Here is a 22,847-nt window from a genome sequence, read left to right as displayed (position 1 = left end):
AGGCGGCGCGCCGGAGATTGACCCACATCGTGATCGGAGCGGTCGTCAGCGCGCTGCTGAGCGCGCTCGCCGCCTACTGGATTGCGCGCGCGAACGTCGACACCACAGAGCGCCGATTCGATGTGCTGGCTCTCAATTTCGCCGATCGCGTCAAGGAGAAGCTCGAAACCTATCGCTACGGGCTGATGGCCGCGCGCGGCGCCGTTCTCGCCGGCGGCGGCGAGACGATCAGCTTCGACGCCTTCCATCGATATGCCGAGGCGCGCAACTTTTCGGTCGAGTTTCCCGGCGTGCGAGGATTCGGCTTCGTTCGTCCCGTTGCACAGCAGGACGTGGCGGCGTTCGTCGCCCATCTTCGCGCCAACGGTCGGCCGACCTACAAGGTGGTCCAATTCGCTCCGCACGACGGTCTCCGCTATCTGGTGACTTTTTTCGAACCGCACAATCGCAATGCCACCGCGATCGGGCTCGACCTTGCCTCGGAGACGAACCGCAGGACCGCAGCGGACCTGGCCGCTGCGAGCGGCGAGGCGACAATGACGGCGCCGATCGAACTGCTCCCGATGAGCGGGATGGACAGCGGGGTTCTGATCCTGTTGCCGGTCTATCGCGCTGGTGATCCGGTTGCGACCGAGGAGCAGCGGCGACGGGCACTGATCGGCTGGACCTTCACCGCGGTCGACATCTACTCGATCCTGGCCGACCTGCACAGCGGCGACGGCGAGTTCGGTTTCTCGGTGGCGGACGACGGCGGAGCGCCTTTCCACATCGTCGGCCAGCCGCGGGACGCGGCGCTCTCGCTGCCGACGAGCGAAATCTCGATCGTCACATATGGACGCACCTGGCGCATCGAATTGTGGGCGTTGCCACCGTTCGTCGACGCGTTGGACCTGCCGAATCCCTGGTTCACCTTCGGCATGACGCTGGCGATCGGCCTGCTGCTCACGGCACTGCTCGATCAGCAGACGTCCTATCAGGCCCGTCGCGCCGAGCAGAATATCGAACGCTCGCGGCTCGCGGCGATTTTCGAGGGCTCCAACGATGTCATTATCGCCAAGACGATCGACGGCACGGTGATTGACTGGAACAAGGCGGCGGAGCGGTTGTTCGGCTACACGGCGGAAGAAGCGATCGGCCACCCGGCGACCGAACTGATCGTCCCGAAACATCTGTGGGACGAGGAAGCTCGGATTCTCGCCGATATTCGAGATGGACATACGGTCAGCTATTTTCGGACCAAGCGTAACAATCGCAATGGCGATTTGATCGACGTGGCCGTCAGCGTTTCGCCGATCCGTTCCGAAAACGGCAAGTTGCTCGGCGTCGCGACCGCGGCGCGCAACATCACCGATCTGGTGGCGGCCGAGAAAAAGATCCGCAGTCTCAACGCCTCGCTCGAGCTGCAGGTTGCCGAGCGCACGGCGCAGCTCAAGAAGACGATGACGCTGCAGACGGCGATTCTGGAGCGCGCCGCCTATGCGGTGATCGTGACCAACACCGACGGCAAGATCTCGTTGTTCAATCCGGCGGCTGAGCGGATGCTGGGCTACGAATCCTCTGAGCTGATCGGAATCCAGACGCCGGCGCTGTTTCACGATCTACACGAGATTGCGGTCCGCGCCGCAAAGCTTCGCGCCAACGGCATCGAGCCCGAGGCGGGCTTCGGCGTTGTGGGAGCCCAACTGGCGCATCAGGATCCTTACACCAGCGTTTGGACGTTCATCGCCCGCGACGGTACGCGAATTCCGGTGCGTCTGACCCTCAGTCGGTTGCGATCCGAGGACGGCGTCAATCTCGGGATCCTGGGAATTGCGGTCGACCTCACCGAGCAGCTCAAATACGAGGACGAGCTCAAGGCAGCGCGGGAGAGCGCCGAACAGGCGGGCGCCGCCAAGGCCGATTTCCTCGCCAATATGAGCCACGAGATCCGCACCCCGCTCAACGGCATCATCGGCTACGCCGATCTGGTGCTGGAAGACGAGACGCTGGCACCGACGACGCGCCGTCAAGTCGAGCGGATCTTCGAGGCCAGTGACTCGCTGCGGGTGATCATCGACGACATCCTGGATTTTTCCAAGATCGAGGCAATGGGCGTGTCGCTCGAGAGCAAGCCTCTCTACCTTCACGAACTCATCGACAACAGCGTGTCGATCATCCAGCCGAAAGCCGACGAGAAGGGGCTCGAGCTGCGGGTGAACGCGCCCGCTGTGCCCGCGGTGCTGATGGGCGACGGCGCGCGGTTGCGACAGGTGTTGTTGAATCTGCTCAACAACGCCGTCAAATTCACCACCGCCGGCTCCGTCGAACTGCACGTCGCCTGTGCAGCCGCTGCGGAGAATCGCGTTCGTCTCACCATCGCTGTCAGCGATACCGGCATCGGCATCTCCGCACAGGATCAGAAGGGATTGTTCAAGCGCTTCAGCCAAGCGGACGAGACGATCTCTCGCAAATATGGCGGCACCGGGCTCGGGCTCGCGATCTCGCAATGCATCGTTCAGGCGATGGGCGGAGAAATGAGTATCGACAGCGAGCCCGGCAGGGGCAGCACGTTCGGCTTCCAGATCGAACTGCCGATCGCCGCGGAGCTCGATATCGAACGCAGCGAAGCGCCCGTGGCGGTCGGCCGCAGCCTGAGGATCCTGGTGGTCGACGACGTCGAGATGAATCGCGATCTTTGCAAAGCGATGCTGAGCCGTGCCGGCCACGAGGTCGATCTCGCCGACAGCGGCGCCATGGCGATCAGCATGGCGGCGGCAGGGCGCTGCTACGATCTCATTCTGATGGACGTGCAGATGGCCGAGATCGACGGCATGGAAGCATCGCGGCGCATCCGTGCGCTGAACAGCGAATGCAACAACGTGCCGATTGTCGCGCTGACGGCGAACGTGTTGCCCGAACAGGTCGAACGCTATCGCGCCGCCGGGATCGACGGTCACATCGGCAAGCCGATCAATCGTGCCGAGCTACTGGCCGCCGTCGCGACCTGGGGCGAGCCCGGCCCGTGCCGCAGGCAGTCCGGGCCGCAACAGCCTGGGCCGATCGAGCCCGAGGGCGTGGTGCGCGATCAGGCCGTGCTCGAGGAGCTGCGGATGTTCGCAGGCGATGCAGAGATCGCGGGGTTCGTCGATCAGTTGCGCCGCGCGCTCGGCAGCATTCCGCCGCAATGGCCGCCCGCGTCGGACGGCGCCGCACCGGGCGACGATCCGACGCAGGAGCTCGCACGGGTCGCTCACAAGACCGTATCGATCGCCGGTCAGCTCGGCTTTGTCCGGCTGGCCGACGCGTGCCGCAGGTTGGAGCAAGCCTGTCTGCACGGTGCCGATGTCCCGCAAGCGTTCGTGGCGCTTCAGGCGGCCATCAAGGAGGCGGCGCCCGAGATTGGAGCCGATGCTGCCAAAGTCGCTTGAGCGGGAAGGGATATATCCTCCGCGAGGACAGATATAAGACAAACTTTGGCATTGTCGAAGATAATGAAATTTCTCTTATTACAACCGATGTGATCAAACTCGCTCCGCAACCACTGAGGTGCGGCGGAGTTCACGCATCGACGACGCTCACACCTCCATCTTCGCCAAGGTGCCTACGCATCCCGCCGCCTCGGCCGGCCAGGGCTTTCAAGGCTTTCAAGGAGGACGACATGAACGAAGCTGTCACCATCCGCGGCAAGGACCGCTACAAGTCCGGCGTGATGGAATACAAGAAGATGGGCTATTGGGAGCCCGACTACGAGCCGAAGGACACCGACGTCATCGCGTTGTTCCGCGTCACCCCGCAGGACGGCGTCGATCCGATCGAAGCCTCCGCGGCCGTCGCCGGTGAATCGTCCACCGCGACCTGGACGGTGGTGTGGACCGACCGCCTGACCGCGGCCGAGAAGTATCGCGCCAAATGCTACCGGGTTGACCCGGTGCCGAATTCGCCCGGCCAGTACTTCGCCTACATCGCCTACGACCTCGATTTGTTCGAGCCGGGTTCCATCTCCAATCTGACCGCGTCGATCATCGGCAACGTGTTCGGCTTCAAGCCGCTGAAGGCGCTGCGGCTCGAGGACATGCGGCTGCCGATCGCCTATGTGAAGACGTTCCAGGGCCCGGCGACCGGCATCGTGGTCGAGCGCGAGCGCATGGACAAGTTCGGACGTCCCTTGCTCGGCGCCACCGTCAAGCCGAAGCTCGGCCTGTCGGGCCGCAACTACGGCCGCGTGGTGTACGAGGCGCTGAAGGGCGGTCTCGACTTCACCAAGGACGACGAGAACATCAACTCGCAGCCGTTCATGCATTGGCGCGAACGCTTCCAATACTGCATGGAGGCGGTCAACAAGGCGCAGGCCCAGACCGGCGAGATCAAAGGCACCTACCTCAACGTCACCGCGGCGACGATGGAGGACATGTACGAGCGCGCCGAATACGCCAAGGAGCTCGGCTCGATCATCGTGATGATCGACCTCGTGATCGGCTACACCGCGATCCAGTCGATGGCGAAGTGGGCGCGCAAGAACGACATGATTCTGCATCTGCATCGTGCCGGTCACTCGACCTACACCCGCCAGCGCAATCACGGCGTGTCGTTCCGCGTCATCGCCAAGTGGATGCGGCTCGCCGGCGTCGACCACATCCATGCCGGCACCGTGGTCGGCAAGCTCGAAGGCGATCCGGCGACCACCAAGGGCTACTACGACATCTGCCGCGAGGACTTCAACCCGATGGCGCTGGAGAACGGCCTGTTCTTCGACCAGCATTGGGCCAGCCTCAACAAGCTGATGCCGGTGGCCTCCGGCGGCATCCACGCCGGCCAGATGCATCAGCTGTTACACCTGCTCGGCGAAGACGTCGTGCTGCAGTTCGGCGGCGGCACCATCGGCCATCCGATGGGCATAGCGGCCGGCGCCACCGCCAACCGCGTCGCGCTGGAAGCGATGATCCTCGCCCGCAACGAGGGCCGGGACTACCTGCACGAGGGTCCGGAAATCCTCGCCAAGGCGGCGCAAACCTGCACGCCGCTGAAGGCCGCGCTCGATACTTGGAAGAATGTGACCTTCAACTACGAATCCACCGACACGCCCGATTACGCGCCGACCCCGTCGGTCTCGGTGTAGCCGTCATTGCGAGGAGCGAAGCGACGAAGCAATCCAGGCTCCGTGCTCGACGCACTGGATTGCTTCGCTTCGCTCGCAATGACGGGTCTCATCGATTGGCAAGATATAAGGAGTAATTCCATGCGACTGACCCAAGGCTGTTTCTCGTTCCTGCCCGATCTCACCGACGAGCAGATCGCCGCCCAGGTGCAATACGCGCTGTCCAAGGGCTGGGCGGTGAACCTCGAATTCACCGACGATCCGCATCCCCGCAACACCTATTGGGACATGTGGGGCCTGCCGATGTTCGATCTGCAGGACGCCGCCGGCGTGATGATGGAACTGAACGAATGCCGCAAGATCTACGGCGATCGTTACATCCGGCTGTCGGCGTTCGATTCTTCGCACGGCTGGGAATCGGTGCGGCTGTCGTTCATCGTCAACCGCCCGAAGGACGAGCCCGGCTTCCGGCTCGACCGTCAGGAGTCCGACGGCCGCAACATGCGTTACACCACGCGCGCCTATTCGGCCGACAAGCCTGAAGGCCGCCGCTACGGAGGCTGATCGTGGACACGACCGCAACGACGCCCGACGGAGACGACGCGCCGCCCGCGCGCGTCGACCTCCGCGCCGAGTTCAACGAGGTCGGCATCGGCGAGGTGCTGGATCAGCTCGATCGCGAGCTGATCGGGCTGAGGCCGGTGAAGACCAGGATCCGCGAGATTGCGGCGCTGCTGCTGGTCGAACGGCTGCGCAAGCGGATGGGGCTCGCCACCGGCAACCCCACCTTGCACATGTCGTTCACCGGCAATCCCGGCACCGGCAAGACCACGGTGGCGCTGCGCATCGCCTCGATCCTGCACAAGCTCGGCTTCGTTCGCCGCGGCCATGTCGTCTCGGTGACCCGCGACGAACTGGTCGGGCAGTATATCGGCCATACCGCGCCGAAGACCAAGGAAGTGCTGAAGAAGGCGATGGGCGGCGTGCTGTTCATCGACGAGGCCTACTATCTGTATCGCCCGGAGAACGAACGCGACTACGGCCAGGAAGCGATCGAGATCCTGCTCCAGGTGATGGAGAACCAGCGCGACGATCTGGTGGTGATCCTGGCCGGCTATGCCGACCGGATGGAGAAGTTCTTCCAGAGCAATCCCGGCTTCCGCTCGCGGATCGCCCACCATATCGACTTCCCGGACTACACCGACGGTGAACTGCTGGGAATTGCCGAGGGGATGCTGACCGAGCAGAACTATCACTTCTCCCCCGAAGCGAAGGCCGCGTTCGAGCGCTACATCGGCATCCGCAAGACCCAGCCGTTGTTCGCCAACGCCCGCTCGATCCGCAACGCCCTCGACCGCATCCGCCTCCGCCAGGCCAACCGCCTGATCGCCGACCTCGACCGCTCGCTCACCGCCGAGGACATCATGACGATCGAAGCGGGCGATGTGCTGGCGAGCCGGGTGTTCGGGAAGGGTGAGGGGAGTGGTGCTGGAAACGGGACGTAGTTGTCACCTCTCCTCGCGCGCGGGGAGAGGTCGGATTGCGCAGCAATCCGGGCGAGGGGGCGTCTCATCGTGGTCGAGACTCAGTGCCCGCGTCGCCCCTCACCCCAACCCTCTCCCCGCGAAGAGCGGGGCGAGGGAGTTCGCTGCGCTCGGGGTTGATGCATTCCAGCCTAGCCCAACATAGTCATTCCGGGGCGCGCGAAGCGCGAACCCGGAATCCAGAAGTTGTTGCGACGACGGGTGCTCCACAAGCTCGAGATTCCGGGTTCGCTCGCTCTCGCGAGCGCCCCGGAATGACGAGCGTGGGGCTGGCGGACGCTTATCCCTGCAGCGCCTTCAGCACGTCGTCCGGGCGCTCGACCATCATGGTGTGACCGGCGCCTTTCAGGATCACGGTGCGTGAGCCGGCGATTGCCGCCGCCAGCGTCTTGCCGTTCTTGGTCGGGGTCATCATGTCTCGCTCGCCGAGGATGAACAGCGTCGGCACGGTGATCTTTGCCGCCGCCGCCAGCGCATCCTTGTAGTCGTTGCAGGCGGACAGATCGTTGAAGATCACGCCGGGCTTGTTGGCCTCGAGCACGCGCACCGAGCCGCCGTGCATCCACAGGCCGGGCGCGAGGTTGCCGCCGATCTCGGCATCCGGGCCGAGGCCCCAGATCGTCATCATCGCAACTGCGGCGGGATCGTTGGCTTCGGCGGCTTTCAAGAGATCGGGGCCGACCGCCATGGTCGAGGTGGTGCCGATCAGCGCCAGTGACGCCACCTTGGCCGGGTGCCGTGCGGCGGTCTCCAGCGCGATCAGCGAGCCCATCGAGTGGCCGATCAGCTTGGCAGCTTGCGCGCCCGTGGCGTCGAGCAGCGCCGCGATCCAGTCGGCCATTTCGGCGATCGTCTTCAGCGGCTCGCCACCGGAGCGGCCGTGGCCGGGCAGATCCGGCGCCAGCACGGCGTAGCCATGATGCGCGAACCAGCGTGTCTGCAGCGCCCACACCGAGCGATCGAAGCCGGCACCATGGATGAACACCGCGGCGGGCAGCGACGCGTCGAACGGCTTGCCGCCGGTGGCGACGAAGGTGTCTGTTCCGTTGACCTTGATCTGCATGGCTCAGCCCTTCTGCGACACGCGCAGAGCCTGCGCCAGGTCAGCGATAATGTCGTCGGCGGTCTCGATCCCGACCGACAGCCGGATCAGCTCCTCGCCGATGCCGGCGGCCTTCAGTTGTTCGGCGCTCATCTGCTGATGCGTGGTCGAAGCCGGATGGATCACCAGCGTCTTGGCGTCGCCGACATTGGCGAGATGGCTGGTCAGCCGCAGCGCTTCGATGAACTTGCGGCCGGCGGCGCGGCCGCCCTTGATGCCGAACGAGATGATCGAGCCGGCGCCGTTCGGCAGCTGCGTCTTAGCGAGGTCGTAGTCCGGGTGGTTCTCCAGCGTCGGATGCAGCACCCAATCGACCGCTTTGTTGGCCTGGAGGAAATCGAGCACCGCTTTGGTGTTGGCGACGTGCCGATCCATCCGCACCGGCAGCGTCTCGATGCCCTGCAGCAGCTGAAACGCGTTGGTCGGCGAAAGACACGCGCCGAAATCGCGAAGCCCCTCCATCCGCGCGCGGATGACGAAGGCGGGCGGGCCGAACTGCTCGTCGAAGACGACGTCGTGATAGCCGGCATAGGGCTCGGTCAGCGTCGGAAACTTGCCGGAGCTGCGCCAGTCGAACCGGCCGCCGTCGACCAGCACGCCGCCGATCGCGATGCCATGGCCGCCGAGCCATTTGGTCGCCGAATGCATCACGATGTCGGCGCCGAGCTCGATCGGCTTGCTCAGGTAGGGCGTCGCGAAGGTGTTGTCGATCAAGAGCGGAATCTTCGCCTCGTGGGCGATCGCCGCGACCTTCGGGATGTCGAGCACTTCGAGGCCCGGATTGCCGATGGTCTCGCCGATCATCAGCCTGGTGTTCGACTGGATCGCCGCCGCGAGGCCGGCGTGGTCGCGCGGCGCGACGAAACTGGTGGTGATGCCGAACCGCGGCAGCGTGTGCGCGAGCAGGTTGATCGTGCCGCCGTACAGCGAGGATGATGCGACGATGTGATCGCCGGCGTTCAGCAGCGTCGCGATCGCCAGATGCAGCGCCGCCATGCCGCTCGCCGTCGCCACCGCGCCGACGCCGTTCTCCAGTGCGGCGATCCGCTCTTCCAGCACCGCGATAGTCGGGTTGGAGATCCGCGTGTACAGGTGGCCGGGCCGCTCCATGTTGAACAGCGCGGCGGCGTGGTCGGTGTCCTGAAACACATAGGACGTGGTCTGATAGATCGGCACCGCACGCGAGCCGGTCAGCGGATCGGGATGTTGTCCGGCGTGCAGGCTGAGGGTTTCAAATCCGGGCGGTTTGGGTGCGGCCATGATGTGCTCGGGTTGTTTCCTGAAAATTTGTTAGTTTGTGTCCGTCATTGCGAGGAGCGGAGCGACGAAGCAATCCAGGGGCCCGGTGCTCGGCGCTTCTGGATTGCTTCGCTGCGCTCGCAATGACGGGGAGAGGGCGTCGTTTGGGGCTTTATGCCACGCTCACGCGGCGGCGTCAGCCTTACCGACCGCCCACAGCGCGAACGCATAGACGATCGCGATTTCGTCGAGCCGGCTGAAGCGGCCGGAGGCGCCGCCGTGGCCGGCGCCCATGTTGATGCGCAGCAGCACCGGGCCGCCGCCCGTCATGGTGGCGCGCAGCTTTGCGACCCATTTGGCCGGCTCCCAATAGGTGACGCGCGGATCGGTGAGGCCGCCCATCGCCAGGATCGCCGGATACTCCTTAGGCTCGACGTTGTCGTAGGGCGAATACGACAGGATGGTCTTGAAGTCGGCTTCGCTCTGGATCGGATTGCCCCATTCCGGCCACTCGGGAGGCGTCAGCGGCAGGGTGTCGTCCAGCATGGTGTTGAGCACGTCGACGAACGGCACCTCGGCGACGATGCCGGCGAACAGCTCGCCGGCGCGATTGGCGACTGCGCCCATCAGCATGCCGCCGGCGCTGCCGCCGTGGGCGACGATGCGCTTGGGCGCGGTGTAGTTCGCCGCAATCAACGCGCGGGCGCTGGCCGCGAAGTCGTCGAACGAGTTGGTCTTCTTCTCGCGCTTGCCGTCGAGATACCAGCCCCAGCCCTTGTCGGCGCCGCCGCGGATATGGGCGATCGCATAGACGAAGCCGCGGTCGACCAGCGACAGCGCGTTGGCCGAGAAGCCGGCGCCCATGGCGTGGCCGTAGGAACCATAGCCATACAGCAGCAGCGGCGCCTGGCCGTCGAGCTTGAGGCCGGCCCGATGCAGGATCGACACCGGCACCTCGGCGCCGTCGTCCGCCTTCGCCATGATCCGGGTGGTGACGTAATCGGCCGGATTGTGGCCGGAGGGAATCTCCTGGCGCTTGCGCAAGACCCTCTGCCGCGTCGCCATGTCGTAGTCGTAGACCTCCGACGGCGTCGTCATCGACGAATATGAGAACCGCAGGTTGGTGGTGTCGAACTCGTAGCCGCCGATGGTGCCGAGCGAATACGCGGTCTCGGCGAACGCGATGGCGTGTTCGTCGCCGCTTTTGAGATCGCGGATGGTGATCGACGGTAGCGCATTGGCGCGCTCCAGCCGGATCAGATGGCCGGTGGTGAGATCGAAGTCGATCACATAGATCCCGGCGCGGTGCGGGATCAGGTCGCGCCAATTGTCCCGGGTCGGCTGGGCCAGCGGCGCGGTGACGATCTTGAAGTCGATCGCACCGTCGGCATTGGTGAGGATGAACAGTTCGTCGCCGCGGTCGCCGAGCGAATACTGCACGCCGAGTTCGCGCTTGGCGACCAGGCGCGGCGGCGCGGTCGGATCGGTCACGTCGATCAGCCGCGCTTCCGAGGTCTCGTGGTCGCCGCCGGCGATGACGCAGAACCGGCCGCTGGTGCTTTCATGGATGTGGGTGAACCAGCCGGAGTCCTGTTCTTCGTAAACCAGAAGGTCGTCGGCCTGCTGGGTGCCGAGCTTGTGCAGCCACACCTGCATCGGGCGATGATTGTCGTCGAGCTTGACGTAGAAGAACGCGGTCGAATCCGCGGTCCACACCAAGCCGCCGTCGGTCTCTTCGACCACATCGGGCAGGTCCTGCTTGGTCACCCAGTCGCGGACGCGGATGGTGTAGTATTCCGAGCCCTTGGTGTCTGCGCTCCAGCCTTCGAGCTTGTGGTCCAGCGAGTGCCGACGGTCGCCGAACTGGAAGTAGTCGTGGCCCTTGGCGAGTTCGTCGCCGTCGAGCACGATGTCGATCTCGCCGCTGCCGTCGCGGGCGACGCGGCCGTACAGCGGATGCTGACCACCCTCGCGATACTTACGCAAGTAAGCGTAAGGGCCATCCGGCGACGGGACGCTGGAATCGTCCTCCTTGATCCGGCCGCGCATCTCGGCGACCAGCTTTTTCTGCAAAGCGTCGGTGTGGCCGAGCACGCTGTCGGTGTAGCCGTTCTCGGCTTCGAGATAGGCGCGAATGTCCGGATCGAGCAGCGACGGATCGCGCAGCACCTCCTGCCAATTCGGATCCTTCAGCCAGGCATAGTCGTCGGTCAGCGTGATGCCGTGAGTGGTGAATTGATGCGGACGGCGCGGCGCGACCGGCGGTTGCTGGTTGGTGGCACGGGGCAGGGCAGAGGTCATCGGCAGGTCTCGTTCAGGGTGGGGCAGGCAGGCTTAGCACGTTTCTGCCTTGCGGCGCCGGGCGGATTGCGCTGGATAGGCGCGGGCGCCGGTTCCGGCGGTCGGATGTGGACAATTGGCGGATTGGATGATGGCGGATTTTCACGGCGTATTCCCTTATCTGGTGTCTCCGATCGATGCGGACGGCCGCGTTCGCGCCGATGTGATGGGACGGCTGTGCGACGATCTGATCCAGGCCGGCGTGCATGGGCTGACGCCGCTCGGTTCGACCGGCGAATTCGCCTATCTCGGCTCCGCGCAACGCGAGGCGGTGGTGCGAGCGACGATCGAGGCCGCGCAGCGCCGCGTGCCGGTGGTCGCCGGCGTCGCCTCGACCTCGGTGGCGGATGCGGTGGCGCAGGCGAAGCTGTACGAGAAGCTCGGCGCCGACGGCATCCTGGCGATTCTGGAGGCTTATTTCCCGCTCAAGGATGCGCAGATCGAAAGCTATTTCCGCGCCATCGCGGACGCGGTGGAGATCCCGGTGGTGATCTACACCAACCCGCAATTCCAGCGCTCCGATCTGACGCTCGACGTGATTGCGCGGCTCGCCGAGCATCCGCGGATTCGCTACATCAAGGATGCCTCGACCAACACCGGCCGGCTGTTGTCGATCATGGGTCGCTGCGGCGATGCGCTGCAGGTGTTCTCGGCCTCTGCGCACATTCCGGCGGCGGTAATGCTGATCGGCGGTGTGGGCTGGATGGCCGGCCCCGCCTGCATCGCGCCGCGCCAGAGCGTTGAGCTGTACGAGCTGTGCAAGGCGCAGCGCTGGGACGAGGCCTTGAAGCTGCAGCGCAAGCTGTGGCGCGTCAACGAATCCTTCGCCAAATTCAACCTCGCCGCCTGCATCAAGGCCGGCCTGGCGCTGCAAGGTTACGACGTCGGCGACCCGATCCCGCCGCAGGCCGCGCTGACGACGGAGGAGCGGAAAGCGGTGGAGAAGGTGCTGGCGGAGATCGCGTAAACCTCGCCATCGTCATTCCGGGATGCGCCCCATCGGGGCGCAGGCCCGGAATCCATACTCACAGGTGGTGGTTATGGATTCCGGGCTCGCGCTTCGCGCGCCCCGGAATGACGACGGAGAGGTCTAAAGTGTGACTCCATGCGCGGCGGGCGCCTCGCTCGTGGCCCCACCCTCGCCCCCCTCCCCGCAAGGGGGAGGGGAGAAGAGGCGCCCCTCTTGGCGTACCGCTTGGTTCTCCGCTAAAACTGCGGCCAAGCAAGCAACAAAAGGAAACGGCATGAACATTCTCCCCGGCTCCATGCGGTTCGGTGCGGGCCAGCCCGTCAAGCGTCTCGAGGATCAGCGCCTGCTCACCGGGCACGGCGGCTACCTCGACGACAGGGCCGCCGATGGCGCACTGTGGCTGGTGGTGATGCGCTCCCCGCATGCGCATGCCGACATTGTCTCGATCGACACCGAGGCGGCGAAGGGGATGCCGGGGGTGGAAGCGGTGCTGACCGGCGCCGATCTCGTCGCTGACGATGTCGGCACCATTCCGACGCTGCCGATCTTCAAGCGGCCGGACGGCTCGCCGATGGCGCTGCCGCCGCGCCGGCTGCTGGCGCATGAGAAGGTGCGCTTTGTCGGCGAGCCGGTCGCCGCGGTGGTCGCGACCTCGCAGCTCGCCGCGCAGGCGGCGATCGAGGCGATCGCGGTGGAATACAACGAACTGCCGGCGGTGACCGATCCGACCGCGGCGATCCAGCCCGGCGCGCCGGCGGTGTGGGCGGAGACGCCGGACAACGTCGTCGCCGCGATGAGCTATGGCGATGCCGCCAAGGTCGATGCTGCGTTTGCCAGCGCCGCCCACACCGTGTCGCTCGATCTCGTCAGCCAGAGGCTGATCCCGTCGGCGATGGAGCCGCGCTCGACCATTGCGGAGATCGAGAAGAAGACCGGCCGGCTGATCCTGCACACCCAGTCGCAGACGCCAGGCGCGACCCGCGACACCCTCGCAGATGCCATTCTGAAGCGGCCGAAGGACAGCATCCAGGTGCTGGTCGGCGACATCGGCGGCGGCTTCGGCCAGAAGACCGGCGTCTATCCGGAAGACGCGCTGGTCGCTTACGCGGCGGTGAAGCTGAATCGCAAGATCCGCTGGCGCGGCGACCGCACCGACGAATTCGTCGGCGGTACCCACGGCCGCGACCTGACCTCGACCGCCTCGTTCGCGCTCGACGCCAAAGGCAAGGTGCTGGCCTATCGCGTCAGCTCGATCGGCGGCACCGGTGCGTATCTGGCCGGCGCTGGCGTGATCATCCCGCTGGTGCTCGGTCCGTTCGTGCAGACCGGCGTATATCACTTGCCGGTGGTGCATTTCGACATCAAGGCGGTGATGACCCACACCGCGCCGGTCGGCGCCTATCGCGGCGCCGGGCGGCCTGAAGCGGTGTACATCGTCGAGCGGCTGATGGACGCCGCCGCGCGCCAACTCAACATGGATCCGCGCGCGATCCGCAAGGTCAACTACATCAAGCCGTCGCAACTGCCCTACACCAACGCGGTCGGCCAGGTGTACGACAGCGGCGCGTTCGCCCACATGATGGACCGCGCTGCCGAACTGTCCGACTGGGACGGCTTCAAGGCCCGCAAGAAGGCGGCACAGAAGAAGGGCCTGCTCTACGGCCGCGGCGTCACCAGCTACATCGAATGGACCGGCGGCCGCGCCCACACCGAGAACGTCAAGCTGCACGCCACAGCCGAAGGCCGCGTGGTGCTGCATTCCGGCACCCAGGCGATGGGGCAGGGGCTGGAGACCACCTACACCCAGATGATCGCCGCGGCGCTCGACATTCCGCTCGACAGGATCGACGTCGTGCAGGGCAACACCGATCTGGCGGTCGGCTTCGGCAGCGTCGGTTCGCGCTCGCTATTCGTCGGCGGCACCGCGGTGGCGGTCTCGTCGGTGGAGATGATCGCCAAGGCGCGCGAGAAGGCCGCCAACATCCTCGAAGCCTCGGTCGAGGACATTGAATACTCCGGCGGCATGCTGACCATCGCCGGCACCGACCGCAAGATCAGCCTGTTCGAGATCGCCGCCAAGGAGAAGGGCGCGCGCCTCAGCGTCGACTCCACCGGCGAGGTCGACGGACCGTCGTGGCCGAACGGCGCGCACATCTGCGAGGTCGAGGTCGACCCGGAGACCGGCGTCAGCCGCGTGGTGCGCTACACCACGGTGGACGACGTCGGCAATGCGGTGAACCCGATGCTGGTCGCCGGCCAGATCCATGGCGGCGTCGCCCAGGGCGTCGGCCAGGCGCTGTACGAGAACGCCGCCTATAATGACGACGGCCAGCTCCTGACCGCGAGCTATCTCGACTACTGCATCCCGCGCGCCGACAATCTGCCGCCGATCAACGTCACGCTCGATCCGTCGGCGCCGTGCCGGACCAACCCGCTCGGTGCCAAGGGCTGCGGCGAATCCGGCGCGATCGGCGGCCCGCCTTGCGTGGTGCACGGTGTGCTCGACGCGCTGGCCCCGCTCGGCGTCACCACCCTGAACACGCCGCTGACCCCGGAAAAGGTCTGGCGCGCGATCCAGGACGCTAAGTCGGCCCAGGCGGCTTAGACCCTCGACACCCCCAATACCGACAAAGATACACCGGCGCATGCTATGCTGCGCCGGTTCGCGTGCGGGAGAGATCGATGCGGAAGTTTCTGACGGTACTGGCGGCGCTCGCCGCGCTCAGCCTGAGCAATTGCGGCTACAACACCATCCAGAGCGAAGACCAGGAAGTGAAGTCGACCTGGTCGGAAGTTGTTAACCAATATCAGCGGCGTGCCGATCTGGTGCCCAACCTGGTCAACTCGGTGAAGGGCTTCGCCCAGCAGGAAAAGGACGTGCTGCTCGGCGTCACCAACGCCCGTGCCAAGGTCGGCAGCATCCAGGCGACGCCCGAGGTGCTGAACGATCCCGCCGCGTTCCAGAAGTTCCAGCAGGCGCAGGGCGAACTGTCGAGCGCGCTGTCGCGGCTGTTGGTCGTCACCGAAAACTATCCGCAGCTCAAATCCGACGAGCTGTTCAAGAACCTGATGGCGCAACTCGAAGGCACCGAGAACCGCATCACCGTGGCGCGGAACCGCTACATCAAGGCTGTAGCGGCCTACAACGTCACGGTGCGCTCGGTGCCGACCAACTTCACCGCGATGCTGTTCGGCTACAAGGAAAAGCCGAACTTCACCGTGGAGAACGAGAAGGAAATCTCGACCGCGCCCAAGGTCGATTTCAACCCGACCCCGGCGCCAGCGCCGGCCAAGTAAGCCGATGGTCGGGGCCACGATGCGCGCCGTCCGCGCCGGATGGCTGGCGGCGCTGCTGTGCGTGATCGCGGCGGCGCTGGCGCCGTTCGCGTGGGCCGACGTGGCGGTGCCGGCACTGACCGGCCGCGTCGTCGATCAGACCGGCACGCTGTCCGAAGGTGCGATCGCGCGGCTCGATCAGAAGCTGAAGGCGTTCGAGGCCCGCAAGGGCAGCCAGATTGCGGTGCTGATCGTGCCGACGACGCAGCCCGAGGCGATCGAGCAGTTCTCGATCCGGGTCGCCGAAGCGTGGAAGATCGGCCGCAACAAGGTCGACGACGGCGCGATCCTGCTGGTCGCCAAGAACGACCGCAAGCTGCGCATCGAGGTCGGTTACGGTCTCGAAGGCGCGCTGCCGGACGTCACCGCCAAGCGCATCATCGACGAGATCATCACGCCGAAATTCAAGGCCGGGGATTTCGACGGTGGCGTCGAGGCCGGCGTCGACCGGATGATGAGCGTGATCGACGGCGAGCCGCTGCCGACGCCGCAGCCGCAGCACGAGTGGTCGTCGCCGGAATCGATGGACGAGTTGACCGGCTGGGCGATCCCGCTGCTGTTCGGCACGCTGGTGCTCAACGGATTTCTGAAGGCGGCGCTCGGCCGCGTCGCCGCCTCCGGGCTCACCGGCGTCATCGTCGGCACGGTAGCGATGCTGTTCGGTCTGGTCTGGTACATCGCGCTGGTGGCCGGCTTTGCCGCGTTTCTGCTGGCGCTGGTGATCGATCTGTTCGGCGGGCCGATGATGCCCTCCGGGCGCCGCGGTGGTTGGTCCGGCGGCGGCAGCGGCTCGTCGTGGTCGAGCGGGTCGGGCAGCGGCGGCGGCGGTTTCAGCGGCGGGGGTGGCAGCTTCGGTGGCGGCGGCGCCTCGGGCAACTGGTGAGCGGAGATACGCGATGGGCATTCGGCGGATCGGCAAGCATCTGTTCACCAGCCGCGGCAAGGTTCACCGCGCGTTCTCGCCGGCTGCGTTCGACGCGATCGAGCGCGCCATCAAGGCCAGCGAGGCCCGCCACGCCGGGCAGATCCGCTTCGTCGTCGAAGGCGCGCTCGACGGCGCACCGCTGTTTCGCGATCAGCCGGCGCGGGAGCGCGCGCTCGACATCTTCTCGCAGCTTCGGATCTGGGACACCGAGCATAACAACGGCGTGTTGATCTATCTGCTGCTCGCCGACCACAACGTCGAGATCATCGCCGATCGCGGCATCGACGGACGCGTCGACGCCGACTCCTGGGAAGCGATCTGCCGCGAGATGGAGGCGGAGTTTCGCGAAGGCCGGTTCGAGCAGGGCGTGCTGCGTGGCATCGACCGCATCACCGCGCATCTGGCCGAACACTTTCCACGAAACGGCCCCAACGACAACGAACTGCCCGACGCACCGGTAGTGGTCTAGTCGGCGCAAGCCCCTCGGTTGGCCGCAGAAAGGCTGTCTTCGACAAGGCCGAGACGTGGCCCTTGCATCTGCGACTAATTCGTAATATTTGAAGTTACATGAAACGAGACAGTCGCCTGTCCTCGGTCCTGCACGCCCTGCTGCATATGGCGGAGCGCGGCGAGCCGATGACCTCCGAAACCCTCGCCGCCTGCATGTGTACCAACCCGGTGGTGGTGCGGCGGACGATGGGCCTGCTGCGCGATGCAGGGCTCGTCGCCTCTGCGCGCGGACCATCGGGTGGCTGGCAGATCGTCGCCGATCTGAACGCGGTCACCTTGCGCGATCTCTACGATGCGCTCGGCGAGCCGACGGTGTTCGCGATCGGCAACCGCCACGAAGCGCCGCAATGCCTGGTCGAGCAGGCGGTGAACGCTGCGCTCGACGACGCATTCGCCGAAGCCGAGGCGCTGCTGCTGGACCGGCTCGGCAAGATCACGTTGGCCAGATTGTCGGCCGACTTCAACCGCCGCTACGCCGCGCATCGGACGCGTACTTAAGGAGTTCACATGCACCACGACGTCATCGTCATCGGCGGCTCCTATGCTGGAATGGCGGCCGCGCTCCAGCTCGTTCGCGCGCGCCGCAGCGTGCGGGTGATCGATGCGGGCCAGCGCCGCAACCGCTTCGCCGCGCATTCGCATGGCTTCCTGTCGCAGGACGGCGCCGATCCGGCGGCGATCGCCACAACCGCACGTCGTCAGCTCCAGGCCTATCCGACGCTGAGCTGGGTCGACGACACCGCGCACGCGGCGAGCGGCCGCAAAGATGCGTTCGTGGTCGAGACCGGCGACGGCGCGCGCCATCATGCGCGGCGACTGCTGTTCGCCACCGGCGTCTCCGACACGCTGCCGGCGATCGAAGGGCTGCAGGAGCGTTGGGGCGACAGCGTATTCCTCTGTCCGTATTGCCACGGCTACGAACTCGACAACGGCCGCATCGCGGTGATCGCCACCGGGCCGATGTCGCTGCATCAGGCGCAATTGTTGCCGGAATGGGGCGAGGTGACGCTGTTCACCAACGCCGCGCTGGCGCTCGACGAGGCCGGGCGGGAGGATCTTGCCGCGCGTGGCGTTGCGATCGACGAGACACCGATCGCGCGGATCGAAGGCCGTGCCGACGTCGTGCTGAGCGACGGACGGAAGTTGCCGTTCGCCGGCATCTTCACCGCGAGCCGCAACGAACCGGCGACGCCGATCGCGCAAGCGTTGGGCTGCGCGCTCGCCGAAACCCCGTTCGGCACCCAGATTCAAACCGACGACGGCAAACAGACCAGCGTGCCCGGCGCGTTCGCCTGCGGCGATGCGGCGCGTGTGCCGCATTCTCTGTCGCTGGCAGTTGCCGATGGAGCCTGGGCCGGCGCCAGCCTGCATCGGTCTCTGGTCTGGCCGGACGCGTGAGCGCCGCGCAGAGCGCTCACGCCGGACGAAACGCTACGCCTTCGCCGACGGTCGCGCGGCGATCCGCTTGAACCACTCGGCGATCGTGGTGTTGGCGGGATCGAGCGGCTGGCCGACCTGGGCACCGAAATCGAGCCAGCCGTACAGCAGCAGATCGGCCAGCGTCAGTCGTGAGCCGCAGACGTAGTCCTTGCCCTGCATCTGCTCGTTCATCCAGCGGATGCGATCGGCCGCCATCTTCTTCAGGCCCGGTGCCGCTTCTGGCACGCACACCATGCGGTTCTGAAACATCTTCAGGCCTTCGGCGAAGCGGAAGCCGTTGGTCAGCGGTTCGCAGATGTACAGGTCGATCCGCCGCGTCCACATCCGGCATTCGGCGCGCTCTTCCGGCGTGGTGCCGATCAACGGCGGCTCTGGATGCTTCTCTTCGAGATATTCGCAGATCGCGGTGACCTCTGCCAAGAAGCTGCCATTGTCGAGTTCGAGAGTGGGCGTCTGGCCGTGGGGATTGCGCACGAGATGTTCGGGCTTGCGATTCTCGCCGGCGCGGATGTCGAGCGTTTGGGTCGGAATCGTCAGGCCCTTCTCGGCGATGAACATCCGCACCAGGCGAGGATTGGGTCCGATCGAATCGTACAGCTTCATGGTCGTCTCCCTGATCGGCGCTTGGCTGCGCCTTGTGATGATCGATCTGTCCTAGCCCGGGACACCGTGCGGTGCAAAGCCGCGCGGTGCGAATTTCTGTGCGCGCTCTTCACGATTCGTGAAATTTCCGTAACCGGCGGGGGAAGTAACGATTTCGCAAGTAATCAAAGTTAGCGATTAGTAGTAGGTTGATCCGGAGGATGAGAGACGTGGACGAGCATCGCAACGAGCCCATCGGCGAACAGCAGACCGGCGCGGCCGCCGCGGCCGATGGAGCGCAGTCCGCAGGCGCACCGAACGACAGCTCGGCCGCTACGCCCGCGCCCGCCGCAGGAACACAGGCCGCCAAGCTCGAAGCGCCGAAGCCGGATGCGGTGCAGTCGCAAGCCGGGGCATCCGGCGGCAGCCGTCCGCGCGCGGGCACGGTGACCATCATGGCGCCGCCGCGTCGCGAAGACTGGTATCGGCACTGGGACGACGAGATCGAAGTCGAGGCGCCGGACGAAGCCAGCCAGTCCGCGGCCCAACGCTTCGGCCTGCGCAAGCTGGCGGCGGTCGCTGCCGCGGTGATTCTTGCAGCGCTCGCCGGCGCCGTCGGCGGTGCGCTCGCCACCGCCGGCCTGTCGCATCGCGGCGAGACCGAGACCACCTCTGCGTCGGCCGAGGTCAAGACGCTCGACATGCAGGTTGCGAAGCTCAAGAGCGAACTGACCGCCGTGAAGGCGGACCTCGATCACGCCGCCAAGCAGAATTCGGCGCAGCTCGGCAAGACCGCGGACCGGATCGAGAAGCTGGAGAAGGCACAGGCGGAGCCCGCGGCCAAACTGGCGAAGCTGACCGAGACGGTAGAAAAGCTGCGCACCGCGCAGGCTCAGACTGCGGCGCCGGCGAACGTGGCCTCCGTCGCAGCCAAGGACGCGAATGCCAAAGACGTCACCGGCTCGATCGCGCCGAAGCCTGAACCGGCGAAATCGCAGCCGGGCCGGCTGCCGACGATCGACGGCTGGGTGCTGCGCGACGTGTACGACGGCGGCGCGGTGATCGAAGGCCGCACCGGCACCTACGAAGTCTATGCCGGCGATCCGGTGCCCGGTCTCGGCCGCGTCGACGCGATCCGTCGCCAGGATGGCCGCTGGGTGGTGGTCACCAACCGCGGGCTGATCGTCTCGCGCTGATCTGTCGCCTTCTTCTGGAACGTGAACGGCGCCGCCTGTGAGACAGGCGGCGCCGTTTTGATTCTGGCTTTCAGCGGCGCTTCGCGGATCTGTCGCGGCTTACGCGTCGGCTCCGGCCTTGCTCGCGTTCAGGCCGCGAGCGTCCGCAGCCTTGTGCACGAGGCGGCCGAACGTGGCTGGGTCGACGGCCTGCAGCCGCTCGTCGATGTCAGCGCTCGACGAACGCCTTCTCGACCACGAAGTGGCCTGGCTCGCTGTGGTTGCCCTCGCGGAAACCGCGCTCGCTCAGCATCGCCGGCAGTTCGGCGAGCATCGCCGGGTTGCCGCACAGCATCACCCGGTCGGATTCGAGGTCGAGACCAGACTGGCCGAGATCGTCGAACAGCTGGCCCGATGCGATCAGATCGGTGACGCGGCCGCGGTTGCGGAACGGCTCGCGGGTCACGGTTGGGTAGTAGTGCAGTTTGTCGCGGATCAGCTCGCCGAGGAACTCATGGTCGCGCAGGCCCTCGACCAACCGCTCGCCATAGGCCAGTTCGGGAATCTGTCGGCAGCCGTGGACCAGCACGATGGATTCGTAGAGGTCGTAGATCTCCGGATCCTTGATCAGGCTGGCGAAAGGGGCCAGCCCGGTGCCGGTCGACAGCAGCAACAGTCGCTTGCCGGGAATCAGATTGCCGGCGATCAGCGTTCCGGTCGCCTTGCGCCCGACCAGGATCTGGTCGCCTTGCTTGATTTTCTGCAACCGCGATGTGAGCGGCCCGTCGGGCACCTTGATGCTGAAGAACTCCAGCTCTTCCTCATGATTGGCGCTGGCCATGCTGTAGGCGCGCAGCAGTGGCCGGCCGTCGACCTCGAGGCCGATCATGGCGAACTGTCCGCTCTGGAACCGGAAACCTGGATCGCGCGTCGCGGTGAAACTGAACAGCGAGTCGGTCCAATGCCGGACCGACAACACCGTTTCGGTTTGGAATGCACTCATCCTTTTCTCCTGAACCGCAGGTCATTCCTGCGTCCGATGAGAGGATGTCGCGGATATCGCCCCCTTTTCGCAATTGCGAAATCACACTCACGCGCAATTTGTTGCAAAATTTCCCGGAGGTCGCCGCCAAGAGGCACGACGTGCTGTTATCTGTCCGATCGAAGCAAATTTGTTGCTGGGCGGACTGCGACCTCGCACCTCGCCCTAAGCCCTTGCGACAGCAGGTCCCTCATGGTGACCGTGCACGCTATCGGCGAGGTCGAGGTCGATCTCGCGTCCCTGACGGCAGAATCGCGGACTGTCGCGTCGGCAGTTAACCGACGGCGCCCGACGCACGCAGCGCCTGGATCGCGGCGTCGTCGTAGCCCGCGCTGCGCAGCACCTCGTCGCTGTGCTCGCCGAGGCCCGGCGGCTTGCGCGGCCGGGTCTTGGAGCTGCCTTCGATCCAGATCGGGCTGTTGATGGTCAGCGTGGTGTCGTTCTCGAACGGCACCAGCACCTCGTTCTCGATCAACTGCTGGTCGGTGGTGATGTCGTCGAGAATGCCGACGACGCCGAACACGATGCCGGTGCCGTCCAGCGCCTTGCGCCAGTCGGCGAGATCGCGGGTGGCGAAGGTCTCGTCGAAGATGCCGATCAGTTCGATCGAGCGGGCGTGACGGTCCGCCTTGGTGGCGAAGCGCGGATCGTCGGTGAGATCCTCGCGGCCGAGACACTTCGTCAGCGTCGGCCACTGCTTCTCTTCGTTGAGCAGCGACAGGATCAGCCAGCGGCCGTCGCGGCAGCGATAGTGATTGGCCACCGCGTTGAGGGCGCGTTCGCGCGGCCGCCGCGGCTGGAACTCGGCGCCGACCAGCTTGGCCTGCGCCAGCACGCTGGTCGACCACAGCCCGTTAGCCATCAGGTTCGACTTCACCTCGCTGCCTTTGCCGGTGCGCTCGCGCTTGTACAAAGCGGTGACAATCGCGCCGAACAGCGACATCGCGCAGGGATGATCGCCCATGCCGGCGACCGAACGAGCCGGGGTGGAGTCTTCGTCGGCGCGCACCAGGTCCATCATGCCCGAACGTGCCCACCAGGCATTGCTGTCGAAGCCGGGCTTGTTGGCTTCCGCGCCGCGTTCGCCGTAGCCGGTGAAGCTCGCATAGATCAGCCGCTCGTTCAGCGGCGCGAGGTCGGCATACGACACGCCGAGCCGCGCCCGCACCGGCGGCGGGAAGTTGGTGATGAACACGTCGGCCTCGGCGACCAGCTTGCGCAGCACCTCCTTGCCTTCGGGCTTGGCGAGGTCGAGCGCAAGGCTGCGCTTGTTGCGGGCCTCCAGCATCCACGCGTAGTTATGGTCGCTGATCGGATAGCCCGGCAGGTTCGGCAGGTTGCGATAGGGATCGCCGGCAACCGGCGGCTCGATCTTGATGACATCGGCGCCGAAATCAGACAGCACGGTCGCGGCCGCCGGTGCAGCAATGAAACTCGCGCAATCGAGCACCTTGAGGCCGCTGAAGATGCCGTTGTCGTCCATGCGCGTGAGCTCCCTTGTGCTTTTGTTATTTCGTTGTCCGGAAATTCGCGCGAGTGCGCATCGATCCGGTTCTGTCGCATATGAA

General features: G+C 65.7%; 18 protein-coding genes. 12 read left to right on the top strand and 6 right to left on the bottom strand.

Going from position 1 to position 22,847, the window contains the following annotated elements; genetic code table 11:
• Positions 1–17: 17 nt before the first annotated feature.
• The 4 genes from DNX69_RS03675 to cbbX all read left to right on the top strand — a co-directional run bounded on the left by DNX69_RS03675 (position 18) and on the right by cbbX (position 6,579).
• Positions 18–3,407, top strand: a complete 3,390-nt coding sequence (locus DNX69_RS03675) for a PAS domain S-box protein (RefSeq protein ID WP_234826831.1) — start codon at positions 18–20, stop codon at positions 3,405–3,407.
• A 230-nt stretch (positions 3,408–3,637) separates the two neighbouring features.
• Positions 3,638–5,095 carry a form I ribulose bisphosphate carboxylase large subunit gene (locus DNX69_RS03670; protein WP_110784643.1) on the top strand — a complete coding sequence of 486 codons (1,458 nt, stop codon included), beginning with the start codon at positions 3,638–3,640 and terminating at the stop codon, positions 5,093–5,095.
• A 120-nt stretch (positions 5,096–5,215) separates the two neighbouring features.
• Positions 5,216–5,638, top strand: a complete 423-nt coding sequence (locus tag DNX69_RS03665) for a ribulose bisphosphate carboxylase small subunit (protein ID WP_011157119.1) — start codon at positions 5,216–5,218, stop codon at positions 5,636–5,638.
• 2 nt (positions 5,639–5,640) lie between these two features.
• Positions 5,641–6,579 (top strand): CbbX protein, encoded by a 939-nt coding sequence (gene cbbX / locus DNX69_RS03660; RefSeq protein ID WP_110784642.1) that lies wholly within the window; start codon positions 5,641–5,643, stop codon positions 6,577–6,579.
• 319 nt (positions 6,580–6,898) lie between these two features.
• On the opposite strand, the gene DNX69_RS03655 is transcribed toward cbbX, so the two are convergent.
• The 3 genes from DNX69_RS03655 to DNX69_RS03645 all read right to left on the bottom strand — a co-directional run bounded on the left by DNX69_RS03655 (position 6,899) and on the right by DNX69_RS03645 (position 11,260).
• Complete coding sequence (locus DNX69_RS03655) at positions 6,899–7,681, bottom strand: alpha/beta fold hydrolase (RefSeq protein ID WP_110784641.1); 783 nt, start codon at positions 7,679–7,681, stop codon at positions 6,899–6,901.
• A 3-nt stretch (positions 7,682–7,684) separates the two neighbouring features.
• The gene (locus tag DNX69_RS03650; protein WP_110784640.1) at positions 7,685–8,980 is read right to left on the bottom strand and encodes an O-acetylhomoserine aminocarboxypropyltransferase; all 1,296 of its coding nucleotides are present in this window, start codon (positions 8,978–8,980) and stop codon (positions 7,685–7,687) included.
• 162 nt (positions 8,981–9,142) lie between these two features.
• Positions 9,143–11,260 (bottom strand): S9 family peptidase, encoded by a 2,118-nt coding sequence (locus tag DNX69_RS03645; RefSeq protein WP_110784639.1) that lies wholly within the window; start codon positions 11,258–11,260, stop codon positions 9,143–9,145.
• Between the two features lie 130 nt (positions 11,261–11,390).
• Between DNX69_RS03645 and DNX69_RS03640 the strand changes: the two genes are divergently transcribed.
• The 7 genes from DNX69_RS03640 to DNX69_RS03610 all read left to right on the top strand — a co-directional run bounded on the left by DNX69_RS03640 (position 11,391) and on the right by DNX69_RS03610 (position 18,438).
• Positions 11,391–12,266: a dihydrodipicolinate synthase family protein gene (locus DNX69_RS03640; protein ID WP_110784837.1), complete on the top strand. Its 876-nt coding sequence runs from the start codon at positions 11,391–11,393 to the stop codon at positions 12,264–12,266.
• Positions 12,267–12,543: 277 nt separating this feature from the next.
• Positions 12,544–14,874 (top strand): xanthine dehydrogenase family protein molybdopterin-binding subunit, encoded by a 2,331-nt coding sequence (locus DNX69_RS03635; protein WP_110784638.1) that lies wholly within the window; start codon positions 12,544–12,546, stop codon positions 14,872–14,874.
• A 77-nt stretch (positions 14,875–14,951) separates the two neighbouring features.
• Positions 14,952–15,566, top strand: coding sequence for a LemA family protein (locus DNX69_RS03630; protein ID WP_110784637.1), 615 nt, complete (start codon positions 14,952–14,954; stop codon positions 15,564–15,566).
• 4 nt (positions 15,567–15,570) lie between these two features.
• Positions 15,571–16,488 carry a TPM domain-containing protein gene (locus DNX69_RS03625; RefSeq protein ID WP_110784636.1) on the top strand — a complete coding sequence of 306 codons (918 nt, stop codon included), beginning with the start codon at positions 15,571–15,573 and terminating at the stop codon, positions 16,486–16,488.
• Between the two features lie 13 nt (positions 16,489–16,501).
• Entirely contained in the window at positions 16,502–16,999 is a 498-nt protein-coding gene (locus tag DNX69_RS03620; protein WP_110784635.1) for a TPM domain-containing protein, read from the top strand.
• A gap of 98 nt (positions 17,000–17,097) precedes the next feature.
• Positions 17,098–17,538, top strand: a complete 441-nt coding sequence (locus tag DNX69_RS03615) for an RrF2 family transcriptional regulator (RefSeq protein ID WP_110784634.1) — start codon at positions 17,098–17,100, stop codon at positions 17,536–17,538.
• A gap of 9 nt (positions 17,539–17,547) precedes the next feature.
• Positions 17,548–18,438 carry an NAD(P)/FAD-dependent oxidoreductase gene (locus DNX69_RS03610; protein ID WP_110784633.1) on the top strand — a complete coding sequence of 297 codons (891 nt, stop codon included), beginning with the start codon at positions 17,548–17,550 and terminating at the stop codon, positions 18,436–18,438.
• Between the two features lie 33 nt (positions 18,439–18,471).
• On the opposite strand, the gene DNX69_RS03605 is transcribed toward DNX69_RS03610, so the two are convergent.
• The gene (locus DNX69_RS03605) at positions 18,472–19,083 is read right to left on the bottom strand and encodes a glutathione S-transferase family protein (protein WP_110784632.1); all 612 of its coding nucleotides are present in this window, start codon (positions 19,081–19,083) and stop codon (positions 18,472–18,474) included.
• 209 nt (positions 19,084–19,292) lie between these two features.
• Here DNX69_RS03605 and DNX69_RS03600 point away from each other — a divergent pair, with 209 nt between their 5' ends.
• Entirely contained in the window at positions 19,293–20,258 is a 966-nt protein-coding gene (locus DNX69_RS03600) for a hypothetical protein (protein WP_110784836.1), read from the top strand.
• Between the two features lie 208 nt (positions 20,259–20,466).
• Here the strand turns inward: DNX69_RS03600 and DNX69_RS03595 are convergent, their stop codons facing one another.
• Positions 20,467–21,240 carry a ferredoxin--NADP reductase gene (locus DNX69_RS03595; protein ID WP_110784631.1) on the bottom strand — a complete coding sequence of 258 codons (774 nt, stop codon included), beginning with the start codon at positions 21,238–21,240 and terminating at the stop codon, positions 20,467–20,469.
• A 313-nt stretch (positions 21,241–21,553) separates the two neighbouring features.
• Positions 21,554–22,762, bottom strand: coding sequence for a CaiB/BaiF CoA transferase family protein (locus DNX69_RS03590; protein WP_110784630.1), 1,209 nt, complete (start codon positions 22,760–22,762; stop codon positions 21,554–21,556).
• Positions 22,763–22,847 lie beyond the last annotated feature (85 nt).

The sequence above is a fragment of the Rhodopseudomonas palustris genome (genome assembly GCF_003226555.1).
GTDB lineage: Bacteria > Pseudomonadota > Alphaproteobacteria > Rhizobiales > Xanthobacteraceae > Rhodopseudomonas > Rhodopseudomonas palustris_I.
This window is presented reverse-complemented; position numbering and strand designations above follow the sequence as displayed.

Bases quoted from the DNA above. Each gene is read 5' to 3' on its own strand.
- DNX69_RS03605 (WP_110784632.1), bottom strand. From the start codon at position 19,083: ATGAAGCTGTACGATTCGATCGGACCCAATCCTCGCCTGGTGCGGATG.
- DNX69_RS03615 (WP_110784634.1), top strand. From the start codon at position 17,098: ATGAAACGAGACAGTCGCCTGTCCTCGGTCCTGCACGCCCTGCTGCAT.
- DNX69_RS03655 (WP_110784641.1), bottom strand. From the start codon at position 7,681: ATGCAGATCAAGGTCAACGGAACAGACACCTTCGTCGCCACCGGCGGC.
- DNX69_RS03650 (WP_110784640.1), bottom strand. From the start codon at position 8,980: ATGGCCGCACCCAAACCGCCCGGATTTGAAACCCTCAGCCTGCACGCC.
- DNX69_RS03670 (WP_110784643.1), top strand. From the start codon at position 3,638: ATGAACGAAGCTGTCACCATCCGCGGCAAGGACCGCTACAAGTCCGGC.
- DNX69_RS03635 (WP_110784638.1), top strand. From the start codon at position 12,544: ATGAACATTCTCCCCGGCTCCATGCGGTTCGGTGCGGGCCAGCCCGTC.
- DNX69_RS03640 (WP_110784837.1), top strand. From the start codon at position 11,391: ATGGCGGATTTTCACGGCGTATTCCCTTATCTGGTGTCTCCGATCGAT.
- DNX69_RS03590 (WP_110784630.1), bottom strand. From the start codon at position 22,762: ATGGACGACAACGGCATCTTCAGCGGCCTCAAGGTGCTCGATTGCGCG.
- DNX69_RS03645 (WP_110784639.1), bottom strand. From the start codon at position 11,260: ATGACCTCTGCCCTGCCCCGTGCCACCAACCAGCAACCGCCGGTCGCG.
- DNX69_RS03625 (WP_110784636.1), top strand. From the start codon at position 15,571: ATGGTCGGGGCCACGATGCGCGCCGTCCGCGCCGGATGGCTGGCGGCG.
- DNX69_RS03665 (WP_011157119.1), top strand. From the start codon at position 5,216: ATGCGACTGACCCAAGGCTGTTTCTCGTTCCTGCCCGATCTCACCGAC.
- DNX69_RS03620 (WP_110784635.1), top strand. From the start codon at position 16,502: ATGGGCATTCGGCGGATCGGCAAGCATCTGTTCACCAGCCGCGGCAAG.
- DNX69_RS03595 (WP_110784631.1), bottom strand. From the start codon at position 21,240: ATGAGTGCATTCCAAACCGAAACGGTGTTGTCGGTCCGGCATTGGACC.
- DNX69_RS03610 (WP_110784633.1), top strand. From the start codon at position 17,548: ATGCACCACGACGTCATCGTCATCGGCGGCTCCTATGCTGGAATGGCG.
- DNX69_RS03630 (WP_110784637.1), top strand. From the start codon at position 14,952: ATGCGGAAGTTTCTGACGGTACTGGCGGCGCTCGCCGCGCTCAGCCTG.